Below are 24,600 nucleotides of genomic sequence, written 5' to 3' on the forward strand. Positions count from 1 at the left end.
GCGGTGAGTGGAATGTCACGATCGGCACCCCCATCCGGATACCGGTCTGATATCGGCCGACGGCTGACTCCGGCCCGACGCGGTACGACCGGTAGCGTATCCGCCAGCAGCGGGTGTGCCCGTTGCCGCCCGCGATGCGGCGCACGACCCGGCCGGAGAACCGGTCACGGGCCGCGCGGCGTCACCCAGAGCGTGCGGGGACACCTACGTCACAACCTCACCGGCGGGTGAGGGAGAGGGTCGGAACTATGGAAGAGCCTCGTCGCCTCGGCGGCAGGTACGAGCTCGGCGGCGTCCTCGGACGCGGCGGCATGGCTGAGGTGTACCTCGCCCATGACACCCGGCTCGGCCGTTCCGTCGCAGTGAAGACGCTCCGGGCCGACATGGCCCGGGATCCGTCGTTCCAGGCCCGCTTCCGCCGCGAGGCACAGTCGGCGGCGTCCCTGAACCACCCCGCGATCGTCGCCGTGTACGACACCGGCGAGGACTACATCGACGGCATCTCCATCCCGTACATCGTGATGGAGTACGTCGAGGGGTCCACCCTGCGCGAGCTGCTGCACTCCGGCCGCCGGCTGCTGCCGGAGCGCGCGCTGGAGATGACCATCGGCATCCTGCAGGCCCTGGAGTACTCGCACCGGGCCGGCATCGTGCACCGCGACATCAAGCCGGCCAACGTGATGCTGACCCGGCAGGGCAACGTCAAGGTCATGGACTTCGGCATCGCCCGCGCGATGGGCGACGCCGGGATGACCATGACGCAGACCTCGGCCGTCATCGGCACCGCCCAGTACCTCTCCCCCGAGCAGGCCAAGGGCGAGCAGGTCGACGCCCGCTCCGACCTGTACTCCACCGGCTGCCTGCTCTACGAGCTGCTGACCGTCCGCCCGCCGTTCGTCGGCGACTCGCCGGTCGCGGTGGCCTACCAGCACGTCCGGGAGGAGGCGCAGCCGCCGTCCGTCTTCGACCCCGAGGTTCGCCCCGAGATCGACGCGATCGTGCTGAAGGCGCTCGCCAAGGAGCGCGACTACCGCTACCAGAGCGCCGACGAGATGCGCGACGACATCGAGCGCTTCCTCGACGGCCTGCCGGTGGCCGCCGCCCAGCAGGCCGCCGCCTACGGCATGGGTGCCGGGTACGGCTACGACCAGAACGGCTACCCGGCGCACGACCCGTACGGCCAGACCAACGTGCTGCCGCAGCAGCCCGGCGGCGGGCCGACCACCATCCTGCCGCAGGCCTCCGGTCAGCCCGGCTACGGGCAGCAGGGCGGCTACGACGACGGCTACGGCCAGACCTACGCCGGCGCCCCGGGCGGCGGCGGCCACGACGGCTACGACGACGGCTACGGCCGCGAGGGCGGCCGGCGCGGCGAGGAGCCGCCGAAGAAGAGCAACACCTCGTGGATTGTGCTGGCGGTGGCCGCCGTGCTGGTCCTGGTGGGCACCTTCTTCGTGGCCCAGGCGATGTTCAACGGCGGCGGCGACAAGGCGGCCGCGAAGATCGCCGCGCCGAACCTGGTCGGCAAGAGCCTGGCCGACGCCAAGACGGCCGCCACGCAGGCCGGTTCCAAGCTCGTGGTGACCGAGGGCGACAAGATCGCCTGCCCGGACGCCAACGTCAAGAAGGACCAGGTCTGCACCCAGAACCCGCAGGCCGGCAGCCAGGTCGTGGAGACCGCCACGATCACCGTGCAGCTCTCCTCCGGTCCGGCGAAGGCGGGCGTGCCGAGCGTGGTCGGCAAGACCAAGGACCAGGCGACCCAGGCCCTCAGCGCGGCCGGCTTCACCAACGTCACCACCGAGTACAAGGACGACGACACCGCCCCGCAGGACAACGTCACCGCCCAGGACCCGGCGGCCAACACCCCCGCCGACCCGAGCGCCCCGGTCAAGCTGACCATCTCGCAGGGCAAGAGCAAGACGGCCGTCCCGTCCGTCGTCGGCATGCAGAAGGACGCCGCGGTGGCGCAGTTGCAGGGCGCCGGCTTCCAGGTCGACGCCTCGAAGACGGTGCCGACCACCGACCCGGCCAAGGTCGACACCGTCGCCTCGCAGACGCCCGCGGCCAACACCAAGGCCCCGGCCAACACGAAGGTCGCGCTGACCGTCTACAAGGCGCCGGACAAGGCCACCGTCCCGCCGCTGCAGAACCAGAAGCTGTCGGACGCCATCGCCAAACTGCAGCAGGCCGGCCTGGGCTACACCGTGGTCGGCCCGCAGGACCCGAACGCGGTGGTCCAGCTGAGCAACCCGGCGGCCGGCACCCAGCTGGACCCGAACACCCAGGTGCAGCTGTTCACGAAGCCGGCCGATCCGCCCAAAGGGGGCGACCCCGCCCCCTCACCCTCCAACCCCAAAGGGGGGAACAACAACTAAGCCCTGGTTCCCCTGGTTCTGAGGCCTGGTTGTCCCGAGCAGGAACGCCCGAGGGCCCGTCGCAGCGGTTGCGACGGGCCCTCGGGCATTCGGTCCGCGGGGCTCGGGAACGCCACGGGGCTCAGGAGTGGCGCAGCTCCGGCGGCGGGGTGCGCTTGGCGTCCACGTCGTCCACCCGCACCAGGCTCCCCCACACCGCCATCCGGTACCGCGAGGTGTAGACCGGCGTGCAGGTGGTCAGCGTGATGTAGCGGCCCGGGCCGGTGTAGCCGGAGCCGGTCGGGACGGGGGCGACGATGCCGGTGTCGTACTTGGACGTCTCGGGCAGGGTGTTGTCGACCTTGTAGACGTACCACTTGTCCTTGGTCTCGACGACGATCGCGTCGCCCTTGTGGACGGCGTCCAGGTCGTGGAACTTGGCGCCGTGGCCGTCCCGGTGGGCGGCCAGCGCGAAGTTGCCGGCCGCGTCCCAGGGCATCGCCGCACGGTAGGGCTGCTCGTACACGCCCGCGACGCCCTCGGCCAGGGTGGCGTTGTCGGAGCCCATCCGGATCAGCACCTGGTAGTCCTCGCCCATCGCCGGGACGTGCAGGAAGCCGACCCCGTCCCTGGCCGCGTACGGGGCCGCCGGGGCGCCGGAGGGTGTCGCGCCGGGGGCCGTCGCCGAGGGCGTGCCGGTCGGGCCCGCGGCCCAGGCGCTGCGCAGCTTGTCGGAGGCCTGGGCGGCCGATCGGTCCGCTTCGACGTTGGTCCACCAGAGCGAGTAGGCGACGAACAGGCCGAGCACCAGGCCCAGGGTGATCAGCAGCTCGCCGAAGACCCCGAGGGCGGCCAGCGCCCGGGCCCGCCCGCGCCGGGCGGGCCGGGGCTCGGGCTCCGGCGGCGGGAAGGCCTCCGCCGCCGGATCGGACGACTCCGCCGTCTCGTCCTGGATCACCGCTGCTCCCCTTCTGTCCCCTGGTGGCCGGGCGGCTACCCGCCCGAGATCGCAGCCGGCTTGCCCTGACTGCGCGGCCGTTCGTCGATCATCTTGCCAAACACGATGAGGCGGAACTTGGACGTGAATTCCGGGGTGCAGGTGGTCAGCGTGATGTAGCGTCCCGGCCCGGCGTAGCCGGAGCCGTTCGGCACGGGCTTGATCACGCTCACGTTGCTGGGGGAGGTCTCCGGGATGCCGCCGGTGAGCTCGTAGGTGTAGTACGCGGTGGCGGTCTCCACCACGACCTGGTCGCCCTTGCCGAGCTGGTTGATGTACCGGAACGGCTCGCCGTGGGTGTTGCGGTGCGCGGCGAGCGCGAAGTTGCCCGCCTTGTCGGCCGGCATCCCGGTGCCCGGGTAGTGGCCGACCAGGCCCTTGTCGAGCACCGCCGACTTGGAGGTGCCCTCGGCGATCGGGAACTTCAGCCCCAGCTTCGGCAGGTAGATGATGGCGAAGCCCTTGCCGGGCTCGAAGGTCTCCGGCTTGGCCGGGTCCGGCGCCGGCTGCCCCGGCTTGCCGGCCCCCTGTGCGGCGTCGAACTGCTGCTCCAGCTGGTTGCGGGCGCCGCTGGCGGCGGCGTCGGCCTGCACGTTGGTCCACCAGAGCTGGTACGAGACGAAGAGCAGCATCACCACGCCGAGCGTGATGCACAGCTCGCCGACGAGGCGCGCGGCCACGACGACCGGGGACTCCTTGGGCCGAACCCGCGCCCCGGCCCCCCGGCCGGACGCCCGGCGCCGCCCGCCGCCCGAGCGCACCGCGGTCCGGCCCTGAGCGGCACGCCTGCGCTCGGCCCGGCCGCCGGTGGGCGGGGCCGGCTCCGCGGCGGGCTCGCCGGCCTCGGCCGGCAGGCGCAGCTGCATGGTCTGGTCGGGCAGCCAGGGGTACTCGGGCCCGGCGGCGGCCTGCTCGGCCTGCTCGTACACGCCCCAGGCGTCCTCGGCAGGGCCCTGCCCGGGCTGAACGGGCTGGGCCTGGTACGCCTGCTGATACTGGCCGTTGCCGTACTGGCCGTTGCCGTACTGGCTGTCGCCCTGCTGACCGTTGCCGTACTGGCTGTCGCCCTGCTGACCGTTGCCGTACTGGCTGTCGCCCTGCTGGCCATTGGCCTGCTGCCCGGCGCCGTACGGGCCCGCCTCCGGCTGGTAACGCCCCTCCGGACGCAGCGTGGTCACGCCGCTCAGCCCCGGCCGATCACCGGGGCGAGCCCGGCCGACCGGTCCACGGCCTGCGGGTACCCACACTCGGCCAACCAGTTCGCGAGCATCCGGTGCCCGCCCTCGGTGAGCACCGACTCGGGGTGGAACTGCACGCCCTCGACCAGCAGTTCACGGTGGCGCAGACCCATGATCACGCCGCTCTCGGTGCGGGCGGTGACCACCAGCCCGTCCGGCACGGTGGCCGGGTCGACCGCCAGCGAGTGGTACCGGGTCGCGGTCAGCGGCGAGGGCAGGCCCTCGAAAACCCCGCCGTCCTCGTGCTCGACCAGCGAGGTCTTGCCGTGCAGCAGCTCCGGCGCCCGGCCGACCACCGCGCCGTACGCGACCGCGATCGACTGCAGGCCGAGGCAGACGCCGAACACCGGCAGCCCGATCCGCGCGCAGTGGTGCACCATCTCGATGCAGACCCCGGCCTCCTCCGGCGCGCCGGGGCCAGGGGAGAGCAGCACCCCGTCGAAGCCCTCGTCGCGGTTGCGGCGGACGGCGTGCTCGACGGTCACCTCGTCGTTGCGCACCACCTCGCAGGTGGCGCCGAGCTGGTACAGGTACTGGACCAGGTTGAAGACGAAGCTGTCGTAGTTGTCGACGACCAGGATGCGGGGCGATGTCGGCTGGGTGGTCATTCGCGCGCTATCTCCGTGGGATGCGGGGACTGGGAGGAAGATCAGGGCCCGCCGGCTCAGCCGGCCGCGGCACCGGCGCCGCCGTCCACTGTGACGTCACCGAAGGGGAGCAGCGGTTCCGCCCACGGGAAGACATACGTGAACAGGAGGTAGACCACCCCCAGGATGAGGAGCAGCGAGATGACGGCCCGGACCAGGGTGTTCCCCGGCAGGTGACGCCAGATCCAGCCGTACATGGTGCTCCCTCGACGTAGCAGACTGGGGTCAAGAGTAGACCCGCCTTCCACACCGCCGAGGCCGGTCCGCTACTGCTGTCCGCCCGCCGACCGCAGGTCGGTGGTGCCGGTGTAACCGGGCAGGGTGAGGTCGCCGCTCTCCTGTACCTTCCAGCCGAGCCCGTAAGCCTGGACGTAGCGCAGGTAGTTGCGGATGGTCGGGTCCGCGTCCACCGCCGACCGCAAGTCGTCGGTCTTCCCGACCGCCTTGACGACGTACGGCGGCGAGTAGACCCGGCCCTGGAGCAGCAGGGTGTTGCCGACGCAGCGGACGGCGCTGGTGGAGACCAGCCGCTGATCCATCACCTGGACGCCCTCGGCGCCGCCCCGCCACAGGGCGTTGACGACGGCCTGGATGTCCTGCTGGTGGATGACCAGGTCGTTGACGCCCGGCTCGGGGACGTTGGGGATGCGGGCGGTGGCGTTCGGCGGTGCGTCGTTGAGGGTGATGCTCAGGCCGCCGCCCTGCAGCGGTTCCAGGGCCGCGCCGAGCCGGAGGGCGTCCATCCGGGCCGTGTCGGCCGGGTTGTGACTCTGCTGCCCGGTGAGCTCCTGGGCCCGGGCCTGGAGGTCGGCGAGCTGGGACTGCGCCTGCTGGTTCTGCGAGCTGCGCTGGCGTATCACGTCGCCGAGGCTCAGCAGCGAGTTGTCGGTCCGCAGATCGGTACCGCGGGCGGTCTGCGCGCTGATGTAGAAGAGCAGACCGGCGAGCGCGAAGACGGCGCAGGTCAGGGCACGCCCGACAATTCGGATGCCGGATCGACGGGTACGGGTCGGCCGAGGGGGAATCGACAAATTAGGCACCGTACCCTTATCTCCTTAAGACCCGCCGAGCCACTACGCTAACGGACGCCGGTGGCACGTGCGGGAGCGGTCCCAAGCGTTCTCCACGAGCGATCGCCGGCCGACTGACCCCCCGCTGCACCTCTGCGCGGTCTCACAGCGCATCGACAGGAGAGCTCCTCGTGCCGAAGTCTCGACTCCGCAAGAAGTCCGACTACACCCCGCCGACCACGGCCACGGTGAAGATCAGCTCGGGCCGCGGGTGGGTCGCGCCCCTGATGCTGGCACTGTTCCTGATCGGTCTGGTGTGGATCGTCACGTACTACGTGACCAGCGGGAACTACCCGGTCGAGAGCTGGCGGAACTGGAACATCCTGGTCGGCTTCGGCTTCATCGCGGCGGGCTTCGGCGTCTCCACCCAGTGGAAGTGACGCCCGGGGCGCACGCCCCGGCCGGATTCCGCCGCTGATCCTGCTCTTCCCGGCCCCTTCCGTGGTGCCTCCGCCGTCCCGGCTTGCTCGACCCGGGGCGGCGTCGAGGCGTGCCCGGAGGCCGGTACAACCCGTGCAGCTGTCCACACAATCGCACTGTCATGCTTATCCACATGGTTATCCACACTGGGGAAAAGTGTCCCCAGCCTGTGGATAACTTGCCGCCAATCCCCTGTCCACAGGCGTGGACGGCACTTCGTGCGCTCCAAAACCGCACAGCAGGACACGCGTAGAACAGCAGTCCACACCCCGGGTGCCGCACAGGCTGTGCACAACCCCGTACCCGTTGTGGACAACGACCCCGCGGCGTCACGCGCCGTAGCGGGCCATACCGATCAGGACCATCGCCAGGACGACGGCCGCCGCCCCCGCCACCGTCAGCCCCTGGACCAGCCCGCGGCGCTCGCGCGGGGCGAACATCAGCCCAGTCGCGGTCAGCGCGCCCACCACCAGGCCGCCCAGGTGCGCCCGCCAGTCGATGACCCCCGCCGCCGAGAAGGTGAGGATCAGGTTGAAGACCAGCAGCGCCATCACCGGCCCGAGCGGGCCCCGGTTCCGGATCTGCATCACCACGGTCGCGCCGAACAGGCCGTAGATGGCCCCGGAGGCCCCCACCGAGTTCATGAGGTTGCCGGCGATCAGGAAGGCGAAGGCGCTGCCGGCCAGGCCGGAGACCAGGTAGAGGGCGAGGAAGCGGAGCCGGCCGAGCGCCGCCTCCAGCACCGGGCCGGTCCACCACAGCGCCAGCATGTTGACGCCGACGTGCCAGAGCTGGACGTGCAGGAAGGTCGCGGTCAGCAGCCGATACCACTGCCCCGGGCCGTCGGCGACGCCCCCCGGGCCCCCGGGGATGTCCCGCCCGGCGCTGAACAGCGACCAGTCCTGGACCAGCCACGGCTTGAGCACATAGGCGGCCAGCACGAAGACCACCACGTTGAGGCCGACCAGCACCTTGGTGACCAGCGCGCCGTCCGCCGTCAGCGCGCCGCCGTACCGGGTGGTCGCCTGCCGCACCTGGGCGTGGCCGCCGCTGACGCACTCCGGGCACTGGAAGCCCACCGAGGCGGGCACCATGCACAGCGGGCAGATCGGGTGCCCGCAGCGGGTGCAGGAGATGCCGGTGGCCGTCTCCGGGTGCCGGTAGCACCCGGGCGGCCCGGCCTCGGGCGCGGGCGGCTGGATCCGGTCGACCGGCGGCCTCGGCTCGTTCGGGAGCATCAGCACTTTCCCCTTCCCGTACAGGACCACCGGAGCCGCCAGCCTACTGCGGCACCCCTGCCCGTCGCCCCCTCCTCCACCCCGTGCTCCACCCCTCCGCACCGCGTACGGCCCACTCCGGAATGCCGTCGGACAAATCAGCATGCATGATCAGCATTCAGGTGGATATGTGCATATAAGGATGCCACCCAGGAGGAGAGACTCGTGACCCGTTTGGACTCAGCTCGTGAGACGGCCGCCAAGACCCGGGACACCGCCGTGCATCTCGCGGACGGCGCGAAGCAGCGCCTGGGCCCGGCCCTGGACACCCTCGGGCCGAAGGCCGCCCAGGCCGCCCAGAGCCTCCGCGTCCAGTACGACCGGCACCTCGCCCCACAGTTCGGTCACGCCTTCGCCAGCCTGCCGCCCGACGCCCAGCAGAACGCCCTGAAGGCCTTCCACCGAGCCCAGGAGGCCGCCTTGGCGGCCCGCGTCTCCGCCACCCGCGCCGCCGGCCAGGCGCGCTCCACGGTCGGCCCCAGGGTCGCCCAGGCCGTCGAGGACGCCCGCGCCGCCGTCGTCCCGGTCGCGCACGAAGCCCAGGTCCGGGGTGCCGCCGCGATCACCGCCCTCCACGGGCATGTGAGCTCCGCCGAGATCAGCGACCTCGCCGCCCGGAACCTCCGGAAGGAGCAGCGCAACGGCTGGACCACCGGCCTCGCCGTGGCCGGTGCCGTGGCGATCGGCAGCGGTGTCCTGGTCTGGCAGTGGTGGCGCCGGCACAGCAACCCGGACTGGCTGGTCGAACCCCCGGCGCCGCAGACGGCCCAGCCGGCCGGCGCCCACGCCGCAGGCGCCACCGCGGCGCCCGTGAACGGCTCCGGCCCCGAGGGCACCGCCGCCGAGCCCGGATCGGGGCCCGAATCAGGGCCTGGGACCGGTACCTCCGCCCCCGAGTCCGGTCCCCAGCCCGACCAGCCGGCCGACGACGACCGCCCGAAGCCGCACGACCCGCGCAAGCCGCACTGACGCGAAACGCCGATCGGCCGCTGACCTGAACTCTGGTCAGCGGCCGATCGGCGTCTGCTACGAACTGTGGAGCATAGGAGACTCGAACTCCTGACATCTGCCTTGCAAAGGCAGCGCTCTACCAACTGAGCTAATGCCCCTCACGGCACCGCACGTGCCAACGGGCACTAGCGTACCGGGTTCCGGCGCGGATCCGGCGCCGTCCCCCTGAAAGAGCCGGGCCGGCCCGGTCGGGATGACCGGGCCGGCCGGCCCGGGAGGCGCGCAGGGCGCCTCCGAAGATCGTCGATCGTCAGATCGCCCGGGGCTCAGCGACCGGCCGGGACCGGGTCGGTGGCCTCGGTCCACAGGTCCTGCTCGGCGCGGTCCGCCTGGACCTGACGGTAGACAAAGAAGCCGCCGAGGGCGACCAGGGCGACCAGGAGAAGCTTCTTCACCGCGGGACCTCGTCCTTCTTGCGTAAGCGGACTCAGGAGCCGGTGCTCCGGCCGGACTGACCGGGCCGACGAGTCCAGATGGTTTCGAACGCCAACGGGGCGGCCGGGTGCCAGACTGCCCTTGCGGCCGATGATACACACCGGTGTCCCAATCGTGACCAGCCGCCGCTGCCGCCAACCCGGCGGTCCGACCCGAGGATTGACGCCGCACCTCCTCTCGTACGGTCGGTGCGGCCCGGCCGGTGGGCCGGGACCTGCGCGCGGGAACGCCGAAGGGCCCGGAGTCGATCACTCCGGGCCCTTCGTGGAGGTGGGCCTAACAGGACTTGAACCTGTGGCCTCTTCCTTATCAGGGAAGCGCTCTAACCGTCTGAGCTATAGGCCCTTGCCACGCGGAGAGATTACCGGAACAACCGGCCCACATTCACATCCGGCCGCTCCTCGGCGGCTCCCGGCCTGCGCGGCGGGACCTGCGCGCGGGAACGCCGAAGGGCCCGGAGTCGATCACTCCGGGCCCTTCGCGGTGGTGGGCCTAACAGGACTTGAACCTGTGGCCTCTTCCTTATCAGGGAAGCGCTCTAACCGTCTGAGCTATAGGCCCTTGCCGCACTGAAAGATTAGCGGACCGACCGCCGATCCCCCAAATCCAGGTCGGCAGGGGTCGAGGCGGGGGTCGCGGCAGGGACCCCGGTGACCGGCTGCGGTGCTCGGGCGGCCGGGCGCAGCAGCCACGCCTCGCGGGTGGCGGGCAGCCCGGCCCCGCCCTCCTCGCTGCTTCGCACGGCGAGGATCTGGTTGATCCCGATCCGGTTCTGCTCGAAGGCGAGCGCGGAGGCGGCCATGTACAGCCGCCAGACCCGGGCCCGGCCGCGGCCGGCCAGCCGGACCGCCTCCGTCCAGTTCGCCTCCAGGTTGGCCACCCACTCGCGCAGCGTCAGCCCGTAGTGCTCGCGCAGCGACTCGACGTCCCGGACCTCGAAGCCGGCCTCCTCCAGCCGGGCCACGGTCGAGCCGACGGGGGAGAGCTCGCCGTCCGGGAAGACGTAGCGGTCGATGAAGGGGCTGGTGCGGTGCGGCTCGCCGGGGTGATCAGGGCGGCGGGCGATCTGGTGGTTGAGCAGTCGGCCGCCGGGCACCAGGAGCCGGTGGAGGCCCTCGGCGTAGATCCGGAACTGCTCCTCGCCGACGTGCTCGGCCATCCCGACGCTGGAGATCGCGTCGAACGGGCCGTCGGTGATCTCCCGGTAGTCCTGGAGCCGGACCTCCACCCGGTCGGCCAGCCCGGCCTCCTCGACCCGGCGACGGGCCAGCGCGACCTGCTCCCCGGAGATGGAGACGCCGACCGCGGCGACGCCGTAGTACCGGGCCGCGTGCAGCAGCAGCGAGCCCCAGCCGCAGCCGACGTCGAGCAGACGCATCCCGGGCCGCAGGCCGAGCTTGCGGCAGATCAGGTCGAGCTTGGCCTCCTGGGCGGCCTCCAGGCTCTTCGCCTCGGGCGTCCAGTAGGCGCACGAGTAGACCATGGACGAGCCCAGCACGAGCCCGTAGAAGTCGTTCCCGACGTCGTAGTGGTGGCTGATGGCCGCGCGGTCCCGGCTGCGGCTGTGCAGCCGCCCGTGGCCCGTCCTGGCCTCCTCGGGGGGCGGGGTGGGCTGGAGGCCCACCGCACCGGCCCGCAGGGCGGCGGCGAGGGCCCGGCGGCCCTTGGCGCCGAGCACGTCGCGCGGGCCGAGGTGGAGCGTGCGGATCTCGGGCAGCTCGGCGAACCGGGCCACGGCCGCAAGCACCTCGTAGAGGTCGCTGCTGGGGGCGATCTCAAGGTCCCCGGCGACGTACGCGCGGGCCAGGCCCAGCTCGCCGGGCGACCAGAGCAGGCGGCGCAGCGCGCGGCGGTTGCGCAGGACGATGGTGGGCGCGCCGGGCGGCCCGGCGACGCTGCCGTCCCAGGCCTGCACGCGCAGCGGTGCGGGGACCCCCAGCAGCCCGTCCAGGGCCTCGACCAGTTGAGCTGCGAGCTGTGCCATTGAGCGAGCCTCCGTCCAGTCGTCCTGCACGTCCCGGTCGGTCGGACCGGGGGCGGCCTGCGGCACTACCTGACGCGGAACGGGAGCATCCAGCTAATCCCACCGCGGCCGGCCCGAATCCGGGCGGCACGCCGCGGGCAGCCGGCTGTCACCCGAATGCCGACGGGCCCCGGAGGCTGCAACAGCCTCCGGGGCCCGTACATTCCGTCCGCGGACGGATATCTGAGCGAGGGTCAGGATCCGGCCGGGATCAGTCCTCTTCGGCCAGGGTCAGCTCGACGCCGCCGGTGAAGCCGGCCGCCGCGTTGTAGATGAACGCGGAGAGCGTGGACAGCGCGGTCAGCAGCACGACGTCGACCACGGCGATCAGCGAGGTGAAGGTCATCACCTTGCCGAAGCCGATGTAGTCCATGAGGTTGAGGCTGCTGGTGGTGCTGGTGGTGTCCGCGCCGCCGCCGGTGACGTCCTTGAGGGTCTTCGTCAGCGAGTCGAAGACGCCGAGCGAGTCCAGCGTCATCCACAGCACGGCCGCGGCCACGATGATGATGATCCCGACCGCCAGCGACAGCAGGAAGCTGACCTTCATCACGGACCACGGGTCGACCTTGGTCACCCGCAGCCGGGCCTTGCGGGTGCGGCCCAGGCCAGCGCCCTGGCCCTGGCCGGCGCCGGTGGCCGGCCCGCCGGAGGGACGGCGCGCGGCCCCCGGGACGGGCGTGCCGCCGGGCGGGGTGTTGCCGCCGGTCCGGGTGCCCCGGGCCGGGGTCGGCTGCCCCTTGGCGTAGGTGGTCGGCTGCGAGAAGCCGCTGGCCCCGGGGGCCTGGCCACCCTGTGCCGGAGGCGTCTGGCCTCCGTAGCCGACGCCGCTCTGGCCCGCCGCACCGACCGGTGGCATCAGCGAGGTGGACGCGGCCGGGTGTTCCGCCGGCGGCTGCGGCACACCGTACCCACCCCCGCCCTGCGCGCCCGGACGGCCGCCGGAGGCTCCTCCCGCAGCACCCGTGGCTCCACTCACCTGGTCCTCCCGCACTTCCCACCAGGACGGCGGAACCGCCCTGCTTCGTCATTCGACATCCAGCGCCCGGCGGGATTGCCCGGAACTGGTCGGCGGCCGATGCCGCCGCATCCCCGTTCTATGGACGCGGCGGCACCGGCCTACGGTTCGATTCAGGCGTCGGCGTCGCCGCCGGCCACCGTCCCCGTCCCCTCGGCCATCTCGGTGGACTCGGTGCCCTCGACCTCGTCCTCCGACGTCTCCTCGTCCTCGGCCTCCGCGTTGCGGGCCATGCCCACGACCGCATCGCGCTTTCCGAGGTTGATCAGTTGGACGCCCATGGTGTCACGTCCGGTTTCACGAACCTCGGAAACCCTCGTGCGGATCACTCCACCCGACAGGGTGATCGCCATGATCTCGTCGGTGTCGTCGACCACCAGCGCGCCGACCAGCGAGCCCCGGCCCTCGACGATCTTCGCCGCCTTGGTGCCGTAGCCGCCGCGTCCCTGGACACGGTACTCGTCCACCGCCGTGCGCTTGGCGTACCCGCCGTCCGTGGCAGTGAAGACGTACGTCCCCGGACGGACGACGTTCATCGAGAGCAGTTCGTCGTCCTCACGGAAGGCCATGCCCTTGACGCCGGAGGTGGCACGGCCGGTGGGCCGCAGCGCGTCGTCGGTCGCGGTGAAGCGGATCGACTGGGCCTTCTTGGAGACCAGCAGCAGGTCGTCCTCGGCGGAGACCAGCTCGGCCCCGATCAGCTCGTCGTCCCGGCCCTCCTCGTCCTGCCGCAGGTTGATCGCGATCAGGCCGCCGGAGCGCGGGGAGTCGTAGTCCTTGAGCGGGGACTTCTTCACCAGGCCGGCCCGGGTGGCGAGGACCAGGTACGGCTTGTCCTCGTAGGTCCGGACGGCCATCACCTGGGTGATGTGCTCCTCCGGCTGGAAGGCCAGCAGGTTCGCCACGTGCTGGCCGCGGGCGTCGCGCCCGGCGTCCGGCAGCTCGTAGCCCTTGGCGCGGTAGACCCGGCCCTTGTTGGTGAAGAACAGGATCCAGTTGTGGGTCGTCGTCACGAAGAAGTGGTCGACGATGTCGTCCTGCTTGAGCTGGGCGCCGCGGACGCCCTTGCCGCCGCGCTTCTGCGAGCGGTAGAGGTCGGAGCGGGTCCGCTTGACGTAGCCGCCACGGGTGATCGTGACGACGATGTCCTCCTCGGCGATGAGGTCCTCGATGGAGAGGTCGCCGTCGGACGGGATCAGGGTGGAGCGCCGCTCGTCGCCGTACTTCTCGACGATCGCGGTGAGCTCCTCGGAGATGATCTCCCGCTGGCGGGTCGGCGAGGCCAGGATCGCGTTGTACTCGTCGATCTTGCGCTGCAGCTCGTCGTGCTCGTCGGTGATCCGCTGGCGCTCCAGCGCGGCCAGCCGGCGCAGCTGCATCTCCAGGATGGCGTTGGCCTGGAGCTCGTCGATGGCGAGCAGCTCCATCAGGCCGGTGCGGGCCGCGTCGGCGCTGGCCGAGGCCCGGATCAGCGCGATGACCTCGTCGATCATGTCCAGGGCGCGGAGCAGCGCACGCAGGATGTGGGCGCGCTCCTCGGCCTTGCGCAGGCGGAAGGTGGTGCGCCGGACGATCACCTCGACCTGGTGGTTGACCCAGTGCCGGATGAAGGCGTCGAGCGACAGGGTGCGCGGCACGCCGTCGACCAGGGCCAGCATGTTGGCGCCGAAGTTGGTCTGCAGCTCGGTGTGCTTGTAGAGGTTGTTCAGCACGACCTTGGCGACGGCGTCGCGCTTGAGCACGACGACCAGGCGCTGGCCGGTCCGCGAGGAGGACTCGTCGCGGACGTCGGCGATGCCCGCGATCTTGCCGTCCTTCACCAGGTCGGCGATCTTCAGCGCGAGGTTGTCCGGGTTGACCTGGTAGGGCAGCTCGGTGATCACCAGGCACTGGCGGCCCTGGATCTCCTCGACCTCGACGACGGCGCGCATGGTGATCGAGCCGCGGCCGGTGCGGTGGGCCTCCTCGATCCCGCGGCGGCCGACGATCAGGGCACCGGTCGGGAAGTCCGGGCCCTTGATCCGCTCCATCAGGGCCTCCAGCAGCTCCTCGTTGGAGGCGTCCGGGTGCTCCAGCGCCCAGAGCGCGCCGGAGGCGACCTCGCGGAGGTTGTGCGGCGGGATGTTGGTGGCCATGCCGACCGCGATGCCGGTGGCACCGTTGATCAGCAGGTTGGGGATGCGCGCGGGCAGGACGGTCGGCTCCTGCGAGCGGCCGTCGTAGTTGGCGGCGAAGTCGACGGTCTCCTCGTCGATGTCGCGCATCATCTCCATGGCCAGCGGCATCATCTTGCACTCGGTGTAGCGCATGGCCGCGGCCGGGTCGTTGCCCGGGGAGCCGAAGTTGCCGTTGCCGTCCACCAGCGGCATCCGCAGCGACCACGGCTGGGCCAGGCGGACCACGGTGTCGTAGATCGAGGTGTCGCCGTGCGGGTGGTAGTTACCCATCACGTCGCCGACGACGCGGGCGCACTTGTAGTAGCCCTTCTCGGGCCGGTACCCGCCGTCGTACATCGCGTAGAGCACGCGGCGGTGCACCGGCTTGAGGCCGTCGCGGACCTCGGGGAGCGCACGGCTGACGATCACGCTCATCGCGTAGTCGAGGTACGAGCGCTGCATCTCGGTCTCGAGCTCGACCGGCTCGATCCGCATGGTCGCCTGGGCGGTGGCCTCAGGTGCCTCGGGGGTCTCGGGCTGTTCGCCTTCGGGACGGTTGTCGTCGACCACTGGTGGTCAGTTTCCTTTCACGCGGACTGGTACGTGCGGCTGCCGTTCGGGCGGCGTCACACGTCCAGGAAGCGGACGTCCTTGGCGTTGCGCTGGATGAAGGAGCGGCGGGCCTCGACGTCCTCGCCCATCAGCACGGAGAACAGCTCGTCGGCGCGGGCGGCGTCCTCCAGGGTGACCTGGAGCAGCAGCCGGTGCTCGGCGTCCATGGTGGTGACCCGGAGCTCCTCGGCGTTCATCTCGCCGAGACCCTTGAACCGCTGGATCGCGTCGTCCTTGGGGAGCCGGCGCCCGGCCTCCACACCGGCGGCGATCAGCGCGTCGCGCTCGCGGTCGGAGTAGGCGTACTCGAAGTCCTCCTTGCCCCACTTGATCTTGTACAGCGGGGGCATGGCGAGGTAGACGTACCCGGCCTCGACCAGCGGCCGCATGAAGCGGAACAGCAGGGTGAGCAGCAGGGTGCGGATGTGCTGACCGTCGACGTCGGCGTCGGCCATCAGGACGATCTTGTGATAGCGGAGCTTGGTCTCGTCGTAGTCCTCCTGGATGCCGCAGCCGAAGGCCGAGATCAGCGCCTGGACCTCGGTGTTCTGCAGCACCTTGTCGATCCGGGCCTTCTCGACGTTCAGGATCTTGCCGCGGATCGGCAGGATGGCCTGGGTGCGCGGGTCGCGGCCCTGCTTGGCCGAGCCGCCGGCGGAGTCACCCTCGACGATGAAGATCTCGCACTCGGACGGGTCCTTGGACTGGCAGTCGGACAGCTTGCCCGGCAGCGAGGCGGACTCCAGCAGGCCCTTGCGGCGGGTGAGGTCGCGGGCCTTGCGGGCGGCGACGCGCGCGGTGGCGGCCTGGATGGACTTGCGGATGATGTCCGCGGCCTCGTTGGGGTTGCGGTCCAGCCAGTCGTTCAGGTGCTCGTGGACGACCTTCTGGACGAAGGTCTTCGCCTCGGTGTTGCCGAGCTTGTCCTTGGTCTGGCCCTCGAACTGCGGCTCGCCGAGCTTGACCGAGATGATCGCGGTCAGGCCCTCGCGGATGTCCTCGCCGGAGAGGTTGTCGTCCTTCTCGCGGAGCAGCTTCTTGTCCCGCGCGTAGCGGTTGACCAGGCCGGTCAGCGCCGCGCGGAAACCCTCCTCGTGGGTGCCGCCGCCGTGGGTATGGATGGTGTTGGCGAAGCTGTAGACACCCTCGGTGTAGGAGGAGTTCCACTGCATCGCGATCTCCACCGAGATCGACTTGTCCTTGTCCTCCGCCTCGAAGTCGATCACCGAGGGGTGGATCACCTCGCCCTTGCGGGAGTTGAGGTGGGCGACGAAGTCGGCGATGCCGCCGTCGTACTTGTACGTGACGGAGAGCGGGTTGCCCTCGTCGTCGGTGTGCTCGGGCCGCTCGTCGGTCAGCGCGATGGTCAGGCCCTTGTTGAGGAAGGCCATCTCCTGGAAGCGGCGCGAGAGCGTCTCGAAGGAGTAGACGGTGGTCTCGAAGATCTCGCCGTCGGCCCAGAAGGTCACGCTGGTGCCGGTGCGGTCGGTCGCCTCGTGCTGGACCAGCGGCGCGGTCGGGGCACCCATCTTGTAGTCCTGGGTCCACCGGTAGCCGTCGGTGTGGATCTCCACCGCGAGGCGGGTGGAGAGCGCGTTGACCACCGAGACGCCGACACCGTGCAGACCGCCGGAGACCGCGTAGCCGCCGCCGCCGAACTTGCCGCCGGCGTGCAGCACGGTCAGCACGACCTCGACGGCCGGCTTCTCCTGCCCGGGGACGATGCCCACCGGGATACCGCGGCCGTTGTCGACCACCCGGACCCCGCCGTCCGGCAGGATCCTCACGTCGATGGTGTCCGCGTGGCCGGCCATGGCCTCGTCGACGGCGTTGTCCACCACCTCCTGGACCAGGTGGTGCAGACCGCGCTCACCGGTGGAACCGATGTACATACCCGGGCGCTTGCGGACCGCGTCGAGTCCTTCCAGCACCTGGATCGCGCTGGCGTCGTAAGACTTGCCGGGGTCGGTGGGGACGGGGGACTGGCTGGAATCGCCGGAATCGGCCACGAAGCGCCCTCTCTGGCACAGCACGGGCCGCATTCCCACCCCGTGTGGGCGGGCGTGCGACCACGGCGTTTCGACTCGGTTGCCACTAGCAACAGTGTTTGGCTCTCAGTCTACCGGTACGACTGACAGAGATGGGCGTTTGGCAGCCCTTGAGGGCAGATATGCCGCCCTGAATCCCCTCTGCACATGTCCCGATACTCGACCCGGGGGCACAGAGCGCCTGGAAGGGCCGTCAGGGGTTCCGGAAGATCGTGGTCCGCTGGACGGCGGGCCGGCGGCGGTCAGCCCCAGGTGTCGCCCGGGCCCTTGCTGCCCGGCGCGCGCAGCCGGCCGTAGCCGCGGGCGGGCGCGGCGGGGCCCAGCACCTTGATGCTGCGGACCGTGCCGTGGCCCAGCTCGTGGTTCAGACGTGCCACCAACTGCCGTGCCAGCCAGCGCAGTTGAGTGGCCCAGGCGGTGGAGTCGCACTGCACGGTGAGCACCGCCGTCTGGTCGTCGTACGACGAGGGCTGGCAGTGCGCGGCGATGTCGGGGCCGACGATCTGGCTCCATCGGCCCATCACTCCGCCGACCGCGGCCGAGGACTCCCAGCCCCGCTCGGTCAGCAGCCGGTTCAGCGCCGCGCCCAGCGGGACCGGGTCGCGGCCGTCCGAGCGGGCGCCGCTGCGCAGGCCGTGCCGCTTCGCCTCGCGCTTCTCCCGGACCTGCTCGCCGCGCTGGCGCGCCTGCGCCCGGGCCGCCCGCAGCGCCGAGCGGGCGAGGTCGGCGCCGGTCAGCTCCGCGCCGCCGGGCGGTGGGGAGGACTCGGCCGGCTCGCTCACGGCGATCTCCTTTCCCCAGCCTGTGGACAACGGTCGCGGGTGCGCGCCGGTGAACGGTCCAGCGTACGGGAGCGGTCGGACGCCGGGGATCCGCGGGACGGCGGGGTCCCCGGAGGGACGGTGAGGGAACGGTGGAGGTCAGGCGTCGATCCGGCGCACCGCGCCGTCGGCGACCGCGAACCGGGCGCCGGCCAGCGCCTTCGGCACGTCCTCGGCGACCGCCGCGGTGACCAGGACCTGCTCGCCGTCGGCCACCAGTTCGGCCAGCCGGTCGCGGCGGGCCGCGTCCAGCTCGGCGAAGACGTCGTCCAGGATCAGCACCGGCTCGCCGCCGTCCGCGCGCAGCAGCTCGTACGAGGCCAGCCGCAGCGCGAGCGCGAACGACCAGGACTCGCCGTGGCTGGCGTAGCCCTTGGCGGGCAGCGGGCCGAGCTTGAGCACCAGCTCGTCGCGGTGCGGGCCGACCAGGGTGATTCCGCGCTCGACCTCCTGCCGGCGGATCGCCTGGAGGGCCTGGAGCAGCTGCTCCTCGGCCTGCTCGCGGCTGGTCGGCAGCTCACCCTCGAAGGAGCTGCGGTACTCCAGCGTGGTCTCCCCTCCGCCGGGCGCCAGTTGCCCGTACGCGGCGGTCACCAGCGGCTGCAGGGCGGCCACCAGCTGGATCCGGAAGGCCGTCAACTCGGCTCCGGAGCGGGCCAGATGACCGTCCCACACCTCCAGGGTGGAGAGGTCGGCGCCCTTGCCGCCGCCGGCCCGGCGGGCCATCGCGGCGGTCTTCAGGAGGGCGTTGCGCTGCTTCAGCACCCGCTCGTAGTCCTGCCGGACGCCGGCCAGGCGGGGGGCGCGGGCGGTCAGCAGCTCGTCCAGGAAGCGGCGGCGCTCGCCCGGGTCGCCCTTGACCAGGCTGAGGTCCTCGGGGGCGAACAGCACGGTGCGCAGCAGGCCCAGCACATCGCGCGGGCGGACGTTGTCGGAGCGGTTGATCCGGGCCCGGTTCGCCTTGCCCGGGGTGAGCTCCAGCTCGATCAGGGTGGACCGGCCGCGGTCCACCACGGAGGTGCGGATCACCGCCCGCTCGGCGCCCAGCCGGATCAGCGGCGTGTCGGTGGCCACCCGGTGGCTGCCCAGGGTGGCGACGTAGCCGATCGCCTCGACCAGGTTGGTCTTGCCCTGGCCGTTGGGACCGACGAAGGCCGTCACGCCCGGGTCGAGGGGGACCTCGGCCCGGGCGTACGACCGGAAGTCGGCGAGCGACAGATGCGCGACGTGCATGGCTGTGGACTGCGCTCGCCTTCTATGGACCGTGCGGGAGGGGCTACTTGGACTCGACCGCGTGGCCGCCGAACTGGTTGCGCAGCGCGGCGATCATCTTCATCTGCGGCGAGTCGTCCTGGCGGGAGGCGAAGCGGGCGAACAGCGAGGCGGTGATCGCCGGCAGCGGCACGGCGTGGTCGATCGCGGCCTCGACGGTCCAGCGGCCCTCGCCGGAGTCGGCGGCCCAGCCGCGCAGCTTGGCCAGGTGCTCGTCCTCGTCCAGGGCGCGGACGGCCAGGTCCAGCAGCCAGGAGCGGATGACGGTGCCCTCCTGCCAACTGCGGAAGACCTCGCGCACGTCGGTGACCTCGGGGGCCGCCTCCAGCAGCTCCCAGCCCTCGGCGAAGGCCTGCATCATCGCGTACTCGATGCCGTTGTGGACCATCTTCGCGAAGTGGCCGGCGCCGACCGCGCCCGCGTGCACCGAGCCGAACTCGCCCTCGGGCTTGAGTGCGTCGAAGATCGGCTGGACGCGCGCGACGTGCTCGGCGTCGCCGCCGTACATCAGGGCGTAGCCGTTCTCCAGGCCCCAGACACCGCCGGAGACGCCGCAGTCGACGAAGCCGATGCCCTTGGCGGCCAGCGCCTCGGCGTGCTTGATGTCGTCGGTCCAGCGGGAGTTGCCGCCGTCGACCACCACGTCACCGGGGGAGAGCAGCTCGGCGAGCTCGTCGACGGTCGCCTGGGTGGCGGCACCGGCCGGGACCATCACCCAGACCACGCGCGGACCCTGGAGCTTGGTGACGAGCTCCTGCAGGCTCTCGACGTCGGAGATGTCCGGGTTGCGGTCGTAGCCGATGACGGTGTGGCCGGCGCGGCGGATCCGCTCGCGCATGTTGCCGCCCATCTTGCCGAGACCGATGAGGCCGAGCTCCATGACCAAGTCCTTACCTGTGGTGACGTGCCTGCCGGCGGCGCCGTTGCCGCACTCCCCGAGCCTACGCGCTGGAGAGACGGAGACTCCCCCGGTCGGGCCGACCGGGGGAGACCGTCCACAGGCTGTGGGTACGGCCTGTGGGTATCGCGCGTCCGGTGTCAGCCGGAGAGGCGGACCGGCATGCCGAGTCCGGTGGGGGACGACCCCCACACCCCCGGGATCATGCCGGTCCCGAGGATCAGCCGGAGAGGCGGACCGGCATGATCAGGTACTGGTACGCCTTGTCCTCCTCGGCGTCCACCGAGGCCTTGCCGCTGAGGAGGGCGGGCTTGGTCGGGGTGGTGAAGCTCAGCTGGGCGTAGGCGGAGTCGATGGCCTTGAGGCCCTCCTCCAGGTAGCCCGGGTTGAAGGCGATCGAGATGTCGTCGCCCTCCAGGTCGGCGTCGACCCGCTCGGTGGCCTGGGCGTCGTCGCCCGAGCCGGCCTCCAGGGTCAGCACGCCCTGCTCGAAGTTGAGCCGGACCGGGGTGTTGCGCTCGGCGACCAGCGAGACGCGCTTGAGCGCCTCCAGGAACGGCTGGGTCTGGATCGCGGCGACGGCGCTGAACTCGGTCGGGAAGAGGCTGCGGAACTTGGGGAACTCGCCCTCCAGCAGCCGGGTGGTGGTGCGGCGGCCGGCGCCCTCGAAGCCGATCAGGCCCTCGCCCGCGCCGCCCGAGGAGAGCGCGATGGAGACGTTGTCGCCGCTGCCCAGGGACTTGGCGATGTCCTGCAGGGTCTTGGCGGGCACCAGGGCGACGGCGGAGATGTCCGACTGCTCGGGCTTCCACAGCAGCTCGCGGACGGCGAAGCGGTAGCGGTCGGTGGCGGCCAGGGTGATCCGGTCGCCCTCGATCTCCACCCGGACACCGGTGAGCACCGGGAGGGTGTCGTCGCGGCCGGCGGCCACGGCGGCCTGGCTGACCGCGGAGGCGAAGACGTCGCCGGAGACGGTGCCGGTCGCGGTCGGCATCTGGGGCAGCGCCGGGTACTCGTCCACCGGGAGGGTGGGGAGGGTGAACCGGGAGCTGCCGCAGACCACGCTGACCCGCTGGCCGTCGGTGGAGATCTCCACAGGCCTGTTGGGAAGGTTCCGCGAGATGTCGTTCAGCAGCCGGCCGGAGACCAGGACGGTGCCGGCCTCCTCGATGTCGGCCTCCAGCTCGACCCGGGCCGAGACCTCGTAGTCGAAGCCGGACAGGGCCAGGCTGCCGTCCTGTGCCGTCAGCAGCAGGCCGGCCAGCACCGGCACCGGCGGCCGTGCCGGGAGGCTGCGGGCAGCCCAGGCCACCGCCTCCGCGAGGACGTCACGCTCCACCCGGAACTTCACCGGTAACCGCCTCCTGGATCGAGCGCTCCCGCTCGCACTCTGGTTCGTCTGATCTTGATCGTCGGTTGGGCTGTCCGCCGAGCGCTACCACTCCGCTTCCAGTCGCAGAGGACAGTCTGACGTACTCCGCCGACAGACGGGGCAGACGGGCGGAAGCAACCCGAACAGATGTCGGGGATCCGTTGTCCACAGATTTCGAGCCCACCTGCCTTGAAACGCATCGATGGGTCTAACTGTGTAGTGGTAGTAGTAGGGCCTGTGGAAACCGTGGATAACCCCGTTTCCGCAGGTCAGCGCCCAAGTTTTGTCCACAGCGCGTGTGGACGGCGGCTGTGGACGGACAGGCCTCGCTGTGGACGGCGGAGCGTTACCCACAGGGCACGCTGGGTATCCACAGGTTTTCCCCAGCGCTGTCCCCAGATCCGGGCCCGGTTATCCACGGGCGCCGGTCAACTTTTCGTGACGCCTTTCACACCAGGGCATGAACGCGGGCCCAAGCTTGTCGAACTGTGGACGTCACTGTGGACAACCTGGGGATAACCGGCCCGAGCCTGGGGACAAGCGGTGGATAACCCGGACGGCCTACTGGCGACCCCTCAATTGTCCACACCCTGTGGATAACTGTTGTGCACAAGTCCACAGGCACTTGACCTGCGCGGAAGAGCGTAGCGGCGAGCCGCCTGTGGAGGAATTCTGGATAACTCCGGACTCTCCACTCTGTGGACGGTGGAGAAAGCCCCTCACCTGGGGATAACCGCCTGGCGCGACCCCGGTTTTCGAATCACCGGTCAGATGTTCGGCGCGGGCTGTGGACTGGTGGAGCGTCCGTCGACGCATCTCTGCCCCGCCCGGGCGCGCCACACACCTGTGGATGTGCCAAAAGGGCGCCAGGATCGCTCCTGACGCCCTCGGCGCGCTGCCCGGCAGCCGTCCCCAACGGCCGTGGAAGGACTAGCTCTTGATGCGGTTGGTCAGCTCGGTGACCTGGTTGTAGATCGACCGTCGCTCGGCCATCAGCGAGCGGATCTTGCGGTCCGCGTGCATCACCGTGGTGTGGTCCCGGCCGCCGAACTGCGCGCCGATCTTCGGCAGCGACAGATCGGTGAGCTCCCGGCACAGGTACATCGCGATCTGGCGGGCCGTCACCAGCACGCGGCTGCGCGACGATCCGCAGAGGTCGTCCACGCCCAGCCCGAAGTACGCGGCGGTCTGCTGCATGATGACCTGCGCGGTGATCTCGGGACCGGCGTCCTCGTCCCCGCCCGGGATCAGGTCCTTGAGGACGATGCCGGCCAACTCCAGGTCCACCGGCGCCCGGTTGAGGTTGGCGAAGGCGGTGACCCGGATCAGGGCGCCCTCCAACTCCCGGATGTTGCGGGTGATCCGGGACGCGATGAACTCCAACACGTCGGCCGGGGCGTTGAGTTGCTCCTGGATCGCCTTCTTGCGGAGGATCGCGATCCGGGTCTCCAGCTCCGGCGGGGTGACGTCGGTGATCAGGCCCCACTCGAAGCGGTTGCGCAGCCGGTCCTCCAGCGTGGTCAGCAGCTTGGGCGGCCGGTCCGACGAGAGGACGATCTGCTTGTTCGCATTGTGCAGGGTGTTGAAGGTGTGGAAGAACTCCTCCTGCGTGGACTCCTTGCTCGCGAGGAACTGCACGTCGTCCACGAGCAGGATGTCCATGTCCCGGTAGCGCTTGCGGAAGGTGTCCGCCTTGCCGTCCCGGATCGAGTTGATGAACTCGTTGGTGAACTCCTCCGAGGACACGTAGCGCACCCGGGTGCCCGGGAAGAGACTGCGCGAGTAGTGCCCGATGGCGTGCAGCAGGTGGGTCTTGCCCAGCCCGGACTCGCCGTAGATGAAGAGCGGGTTGTACGCCTTGGCCGGGGCCTCGGCGACCGCCACCGCCGCCGCGTGCGCGAAGCGGTTGCTCGCACCGATGACGAACGTGTCGAAGAGGTATTTGGGGTTCAGTCGGGCGGCCGGCTCGTCCTTGCGCGAGCCGCCGGCCGGGGGAGCGCCGGGCGGGGCGGGTACGCCGGGGACGGCGGGGCGCTCGGTGGCGCGCTCCGGCGCGGGCTTGTCGGCGGGCCGCCCGCCGACGGGGCGGGAGCCGGGGGAGCGGCGGCCGGCACCGCCACGCGGCTGCTCGCCGGGGCCGGGGCCGTACGCGCCGCCGAAGAGGTCGCCCTGGGTGGTCGAGGGCGGCCCGCCGGGAAGGGGGCGCGGCGCCTGCCGGGGGGCGGGCTCGTCGGGCTCGCGGTAGGGGGCCTGGGGCTCCGGGTAACCGCCGTGGTCCTGGTAGCCGCTCTGGTCCTGGTAGCCCTGCCACGGCTGCGCCGCCGGACCGCCGTAGGGCGCGGGGCGCTGCTCGTAGCCGCCGGTGTCGTACCGGGGGCGCTCGTAGTCCTGCTCGTACGGCTGCTGGTAGCCCTGGCCGCCGTAGCCGCCGGTGTCCTCGCCGGCCGGGCCCGGGTAGGGCTCGGCGGGGGCCGGTGCGGCGGGCGCGGGGGTGGTGGGGACAGCGTTGGCGTCGACCATCACGGCGATCCGGACCGGACGGCTGAGCTCGCGGCTGAGGGCCTCGGTCAGCTGCGGCAGCAGCCGGCCCTCCAGCACCTGCTTGGCCCGCTCGTTGGGGGTCGCCAGCAGGGCGGTGTCGTGCATCATCCACATCGGCTGGGTGCGCTGCACCCACTGCTTGTCCATCTCCCCGACGTCCGGGTCGCTGACCAGCCGCTCGACGACCCTCGCCCAGACCGGGACGAGGTCGCTGTTGACATCAGCCACTGGTGCACGCTTTCTCGGTTCCCCGCGGCTCCAGCAGGGGGTGGTGGATCAAGAGACTGTGGATCGGCGGGTCCGCCTCCGGGGGACCCGACCACGAAGAACAAACCAGACAAGTCCTGCAACGGTAGTCAGCGAACAGAGCCGGATCAAGTCGTTGTCCAC

At 71.1% G+C, this 24,600-nt stretch carries 19 protein-coding genes and 3 tRNA genes; 3 read left to right on the forward strand and 19 right to left on the reverse strand.

What is annotated here, in order from left to right; all coding sequences use genetic code 11:
• Positions 1–248: 248 nt before the first annotated feature.
• Positions 249–2,378 carry a Stk1 family PASTA domain-containing Ser/Thr kinase gene (gene pknB / locus KV557_RS16715; protein ID WP_218200971.1) on the forward strand — a complete coding sequence of 710 codons (2,130 nt, stop codon included), beginning with the start codon at positions 249–251 and terminating at the stop codon, positions 2,376–2,378.
• A 121-nt stretch (positions 2,379–2,499) separates the two neighbouring features.
• On the opposite strand, the gene KV557_RS16720 is transcribed toward pknB, so the two are convergent.
• The 5 genes from KV557_RS16720 to KV557_RS16740 form a co-directional block, all read right to left on the reverse strand.
• Entirely contained in the window at positions 2,500–3,312 is an 813-nt protein-coding gene (locus tag KV557_RS16720; RefSeq protein WP_218201196.1) for a class E sortase, read from the reverse strand.
• Positions 3,313–3,350: 38 nt separating this feature from the next.
• Positions 3,351–4,532, reverse strand: a complete 1,182-nt coding sequence (locus tag KV557_RS16725; protein ID WP_308129931.1) for a class E sortase — start codon at positions 4,530–4,532, stop codon at positions 3,351–3,353.
• A gap of 5 nt (positions 4,533–4,537) precedes the next feature.
• Entirely contained in the window at positions 4,538–5,200 is a 663-nt protein-coding gene (locus tag KV557_RS16730; RefSeq protein WP_218200973.1) for an aminodeoxychorismate/anthranilate synthase component II, read from the reverse strand.
• 56 nt (positions 5,201–5,256) lie between these two features.
• Positions 5,257–5,436, reverse strand: a complete 180-nt coding sequence (locus KV557_RS16735; RefSeq protein ID WP_218200975.1) for a hypothetical protein — start codon at positions 5,434–5,436, stop codon at positions 5,257–5,259.
• A gap of 69 nt (positions 5,437–5,505) precedes the next feature.
• Positions 5,506–6,270 (reverse strand): DUF881 domain-containing protein, encoded by a 765-nt coding sequence (locus tag KV557_RS16740; RefSeq protein ID WP_256177518.1) that lies wholly within the window; start codon positions 6,268–6,270, stop codon positions 5,506–5,508.
• Positions 6,271–6,440: 170 nt separating this feature from the next.
• Between KV557_RS16740 and crgA the strand changes: the two genes are divergently transcribed.
• Entirely contained in the window at positions 6,441–6,689 is a 249-nt protein-coding gene (gene crgA / locus KV557_RS16745) for a cell division protein CrgA (protein ID WP_218200977.1), read from the forward strand.
• Positions 6,690–7,058: 369 nt separating this feature from the next.
• On the opposite strand, the gene KV557_RS16750 is transcribed toward crgA, so the two are convergent.
• Positions 7,059–7,967, reverse strand: coding sequence for a rhomboid family intramembrane serine protease (locus KV557_RS16750; protein ID WP_218200979.1), 909 nt, complete (start codon positions 7,965–7,967; stop codon positions 7,059–7,061).
• A 204-nt stretch (positions 7,968–8,171) separates the two neighbouring features.
• Here KV557_RS16750 and KV557_RS16755 point away from each other — a divergent pair, with 204 nt between their 5' ends.
• Positions 8,172–8,975: a DUF5324 family protein gene (locus KV557_RS16755; RefSeq protein ID WP_218200981.1), complete on the forward strand. Its 804-nt coding sequence runs from the start codon at positions 8,172–8,174 to the stop codon at positions 8,973–8,975.
• A 67-nt stretch (positions 8,976–9,042) separates the two neighbouring features.
• On the opposite strand, the gene KV557_RS16760 is transcribed toward KV557_RS16755, so the two are convergent.
• The 13 genes from KV557_RS16760 to dnaA all read right to left on the reverse strand — a co-directional run bounded on the left by KV557_RS16760 (position 9,043) and on the right by dnaA (position 24,438).
• Positions 9,043–9,115 (reverse strand) — tRNA-Ala (locus KV557_RS16760).
• Between the two features lie 168 nt (positions 9,116–9,283).
• Entirely contained in the window at positions 9,284–9,412 is a 129-nt protein-coding gene (locus tag KV557_RS16765; protein WP_014137031.1) for a DLW-39 family protein, read from the reverse strand.
• A 311-nt stretch (positions 9,413–9,723) separates the two neighbouring features.
• Positions 9,724–9,797 (reverse strand) — tRNA-Ile (locus KV557_RS16770).
• A gap of 139 nt (positions 9,798–9,936) precedes the next feature.
• Positions 9,937–10,013: transfer RNA gene (locus KV557_RS16775), tRNA-Ile, on the reverse strand.
• Between the two features lie 16 nt (positions 10,014–10,029).
• Entirely contained in the window at positions 10,030–11,436 is a 1,407-nt protein-coding gene (locus KV557_RS16780; protein WP_218200983.1) for an SAM-dependent methyltransferase, read from the reverse strand.
• Positions 11,437–11,686: 250 nt separating this feature from the next.
• A complete protein-coding gene (locus KV557_RS16785; protein WP_308129932.1) occupies positions 11,687–12,376 on the reverse strand; it encodes a DUF3566 domain-containing protein in 690 nt (229 codons plus the stop codon).
• Positions 12,377–12,603: 227 nt separating this feature from the next.
• The gene (gene gyrA, locus KV557_RS16790) at positions 12,604–15,141 is read right to left on the reverse strand and encodes a DNA gyrase subunit A (RefSeq protein WP_256177538.1); all 2,538 of its coding nucleotides are present in this window, start codon (positions 15,139–15,141) and stop codon (positions 12,604–12,606) included.
• Positions 15,142–15,272: 131 nt separating this feature from the next.
• Positions 15,273–17,267: a DNA topoisomerase (ATP-hydrolyzing) subunit B gene (gyrB, locus tag KV557_RS16795; protein WP_374106636.1), complete on the reverse strand. Its 1,995-nt coding sequence runs from the start codon at positions 17,265–17,267 to the stop codon at positions 15,273–15,275.
• Between the two features lie 281 nt (positions 17,268–17,548).
• Entirely contained in the window at positions 17,549–18,088 is a 540-nt protein-coding gene (locus KV557_RS16800) for a DUF721 domain-containing protein (RefSeq protein ID WP_308129933.1), read from the reverse strand.
• A gap of 138 nt (positions 18,089–18,226) precedes the next feature.
• Positions 18,227–19,360, reverse strand: a complete 1,134-nt coding sequence (recF, locus tag KV557_RS16805) for a DNA replication/repair protein RecF (RefSeq protein WP_218200988.1) — start codon at positions 19,358–19,360, stop codon at positions 18,227–18,229.
• 43 nt (positions 19,361–19,403) lie between these two features.
• Positions 19,404–20,279: a phosphogluconate dehydrogenase (NAD(+)-dependent, decarboxylating) gene (gnd, locus tag KV557_RS16810; protein WP_218200989.1), complete on the reverse strand. Its 876-nt coding sequence runs from the start codon at positions 20,277–20,279 to the stop codon at positions 19,404–19,406.
• Between the two features lie 238 nt (positions 20,280–20,517).
• Positions 20,518–21,648, reverse strand: a complete 1,131-nt coding sequence (gene dnaN, locus KV557_RS16815; protein WP_218200990.1) for a DNA polymerase III subunit beta — start codon at positions 21,646–21,648, stop codon at positions 20,518–20,520.
• A 951-nt stretch (positions 21,649–22,599) separates the two neighbouring features.
• Entirely contained in the window at positions 22,600–24,438 is a 1,839-nt protein-coding gene (dnaA, locus tag KV557_RS16820) for a chromosomal replication initiator protein DnaA (RefSeq protein ID WP_218200991.1), read from the reverse strand.
• Positions 24,439–24,600: the final 162 nt, after the last annotated feature.

Origin of the sequence: Kitasatospora aureofaciens (assembly GCF_019192735.1) — a bacterium.
GTDB lineage: Bacteria > Actinomycetota > Actinomycetes > Streptomycetales > Streptomycetaceae > Kitasatospora > Kitasatospora aureofaciens_A.

Excerpts from the sequence above, each read along its gene's own strand:
- pknB (WP_218200971.1), top strand. The coding sequence starts at position 249 with ATGGAAGAGCCTCGTCGCCTCGGCGGCAGGTACGAGCTCGGCGGCGTC.
- KV557_RS16730 (WP_218200973.1), bottom strand. The coding sequence starts at position 5,200 with ATGACCACCCAGCCGACATCGCCCCGCATCCTGGTCGTCGACAACTAC.
- KV557_RS16735 (WP_218200975.1), bottom strand. The coding sequence starts at position 5,436 with ATGTACGGCTGGATCTGGCGTCACCTGCCGGGGAACACCCTGGTCCGG.
- KV557_RS16750 (WP_218200979.1), bottom strand. The coding sequence starts at position 7,967 with ATGCTCCCGAACGAGCCGAGGCCGCCGGTCGACCGGATCCAGCCGCCC.
- KV557_RS16780 (WP_218200983.1), bottom strand. The coding sequence starts at position 11,436 with ATGGCACAGCTCGCAGCTCAACTGGTCGAGGCCCTGGACGGGCTGCTG.
- gyrA (WP_256177538.1), bottom strand. The coding sequence starts at position 15,141 with ATGCGGATCGAGCCGGTCGAGCTCGAGACCGAGATGCAGCGCTCGTAC.
- recF (WP_218200988.1), bottom strand. The coding sequence starts at position 19,360 with ATGCACGTCGCGCATCTGTCGCTCGCCGACTTCCGGTCGTACGCCCGG.
- gnd (WP_218200989.1), bottom strand. The coding sequence starts at position 20,279 with ATGGAGCTCGGCCTCATCGGTCTCGGCAAGATGGGCGGCAACATGCGC.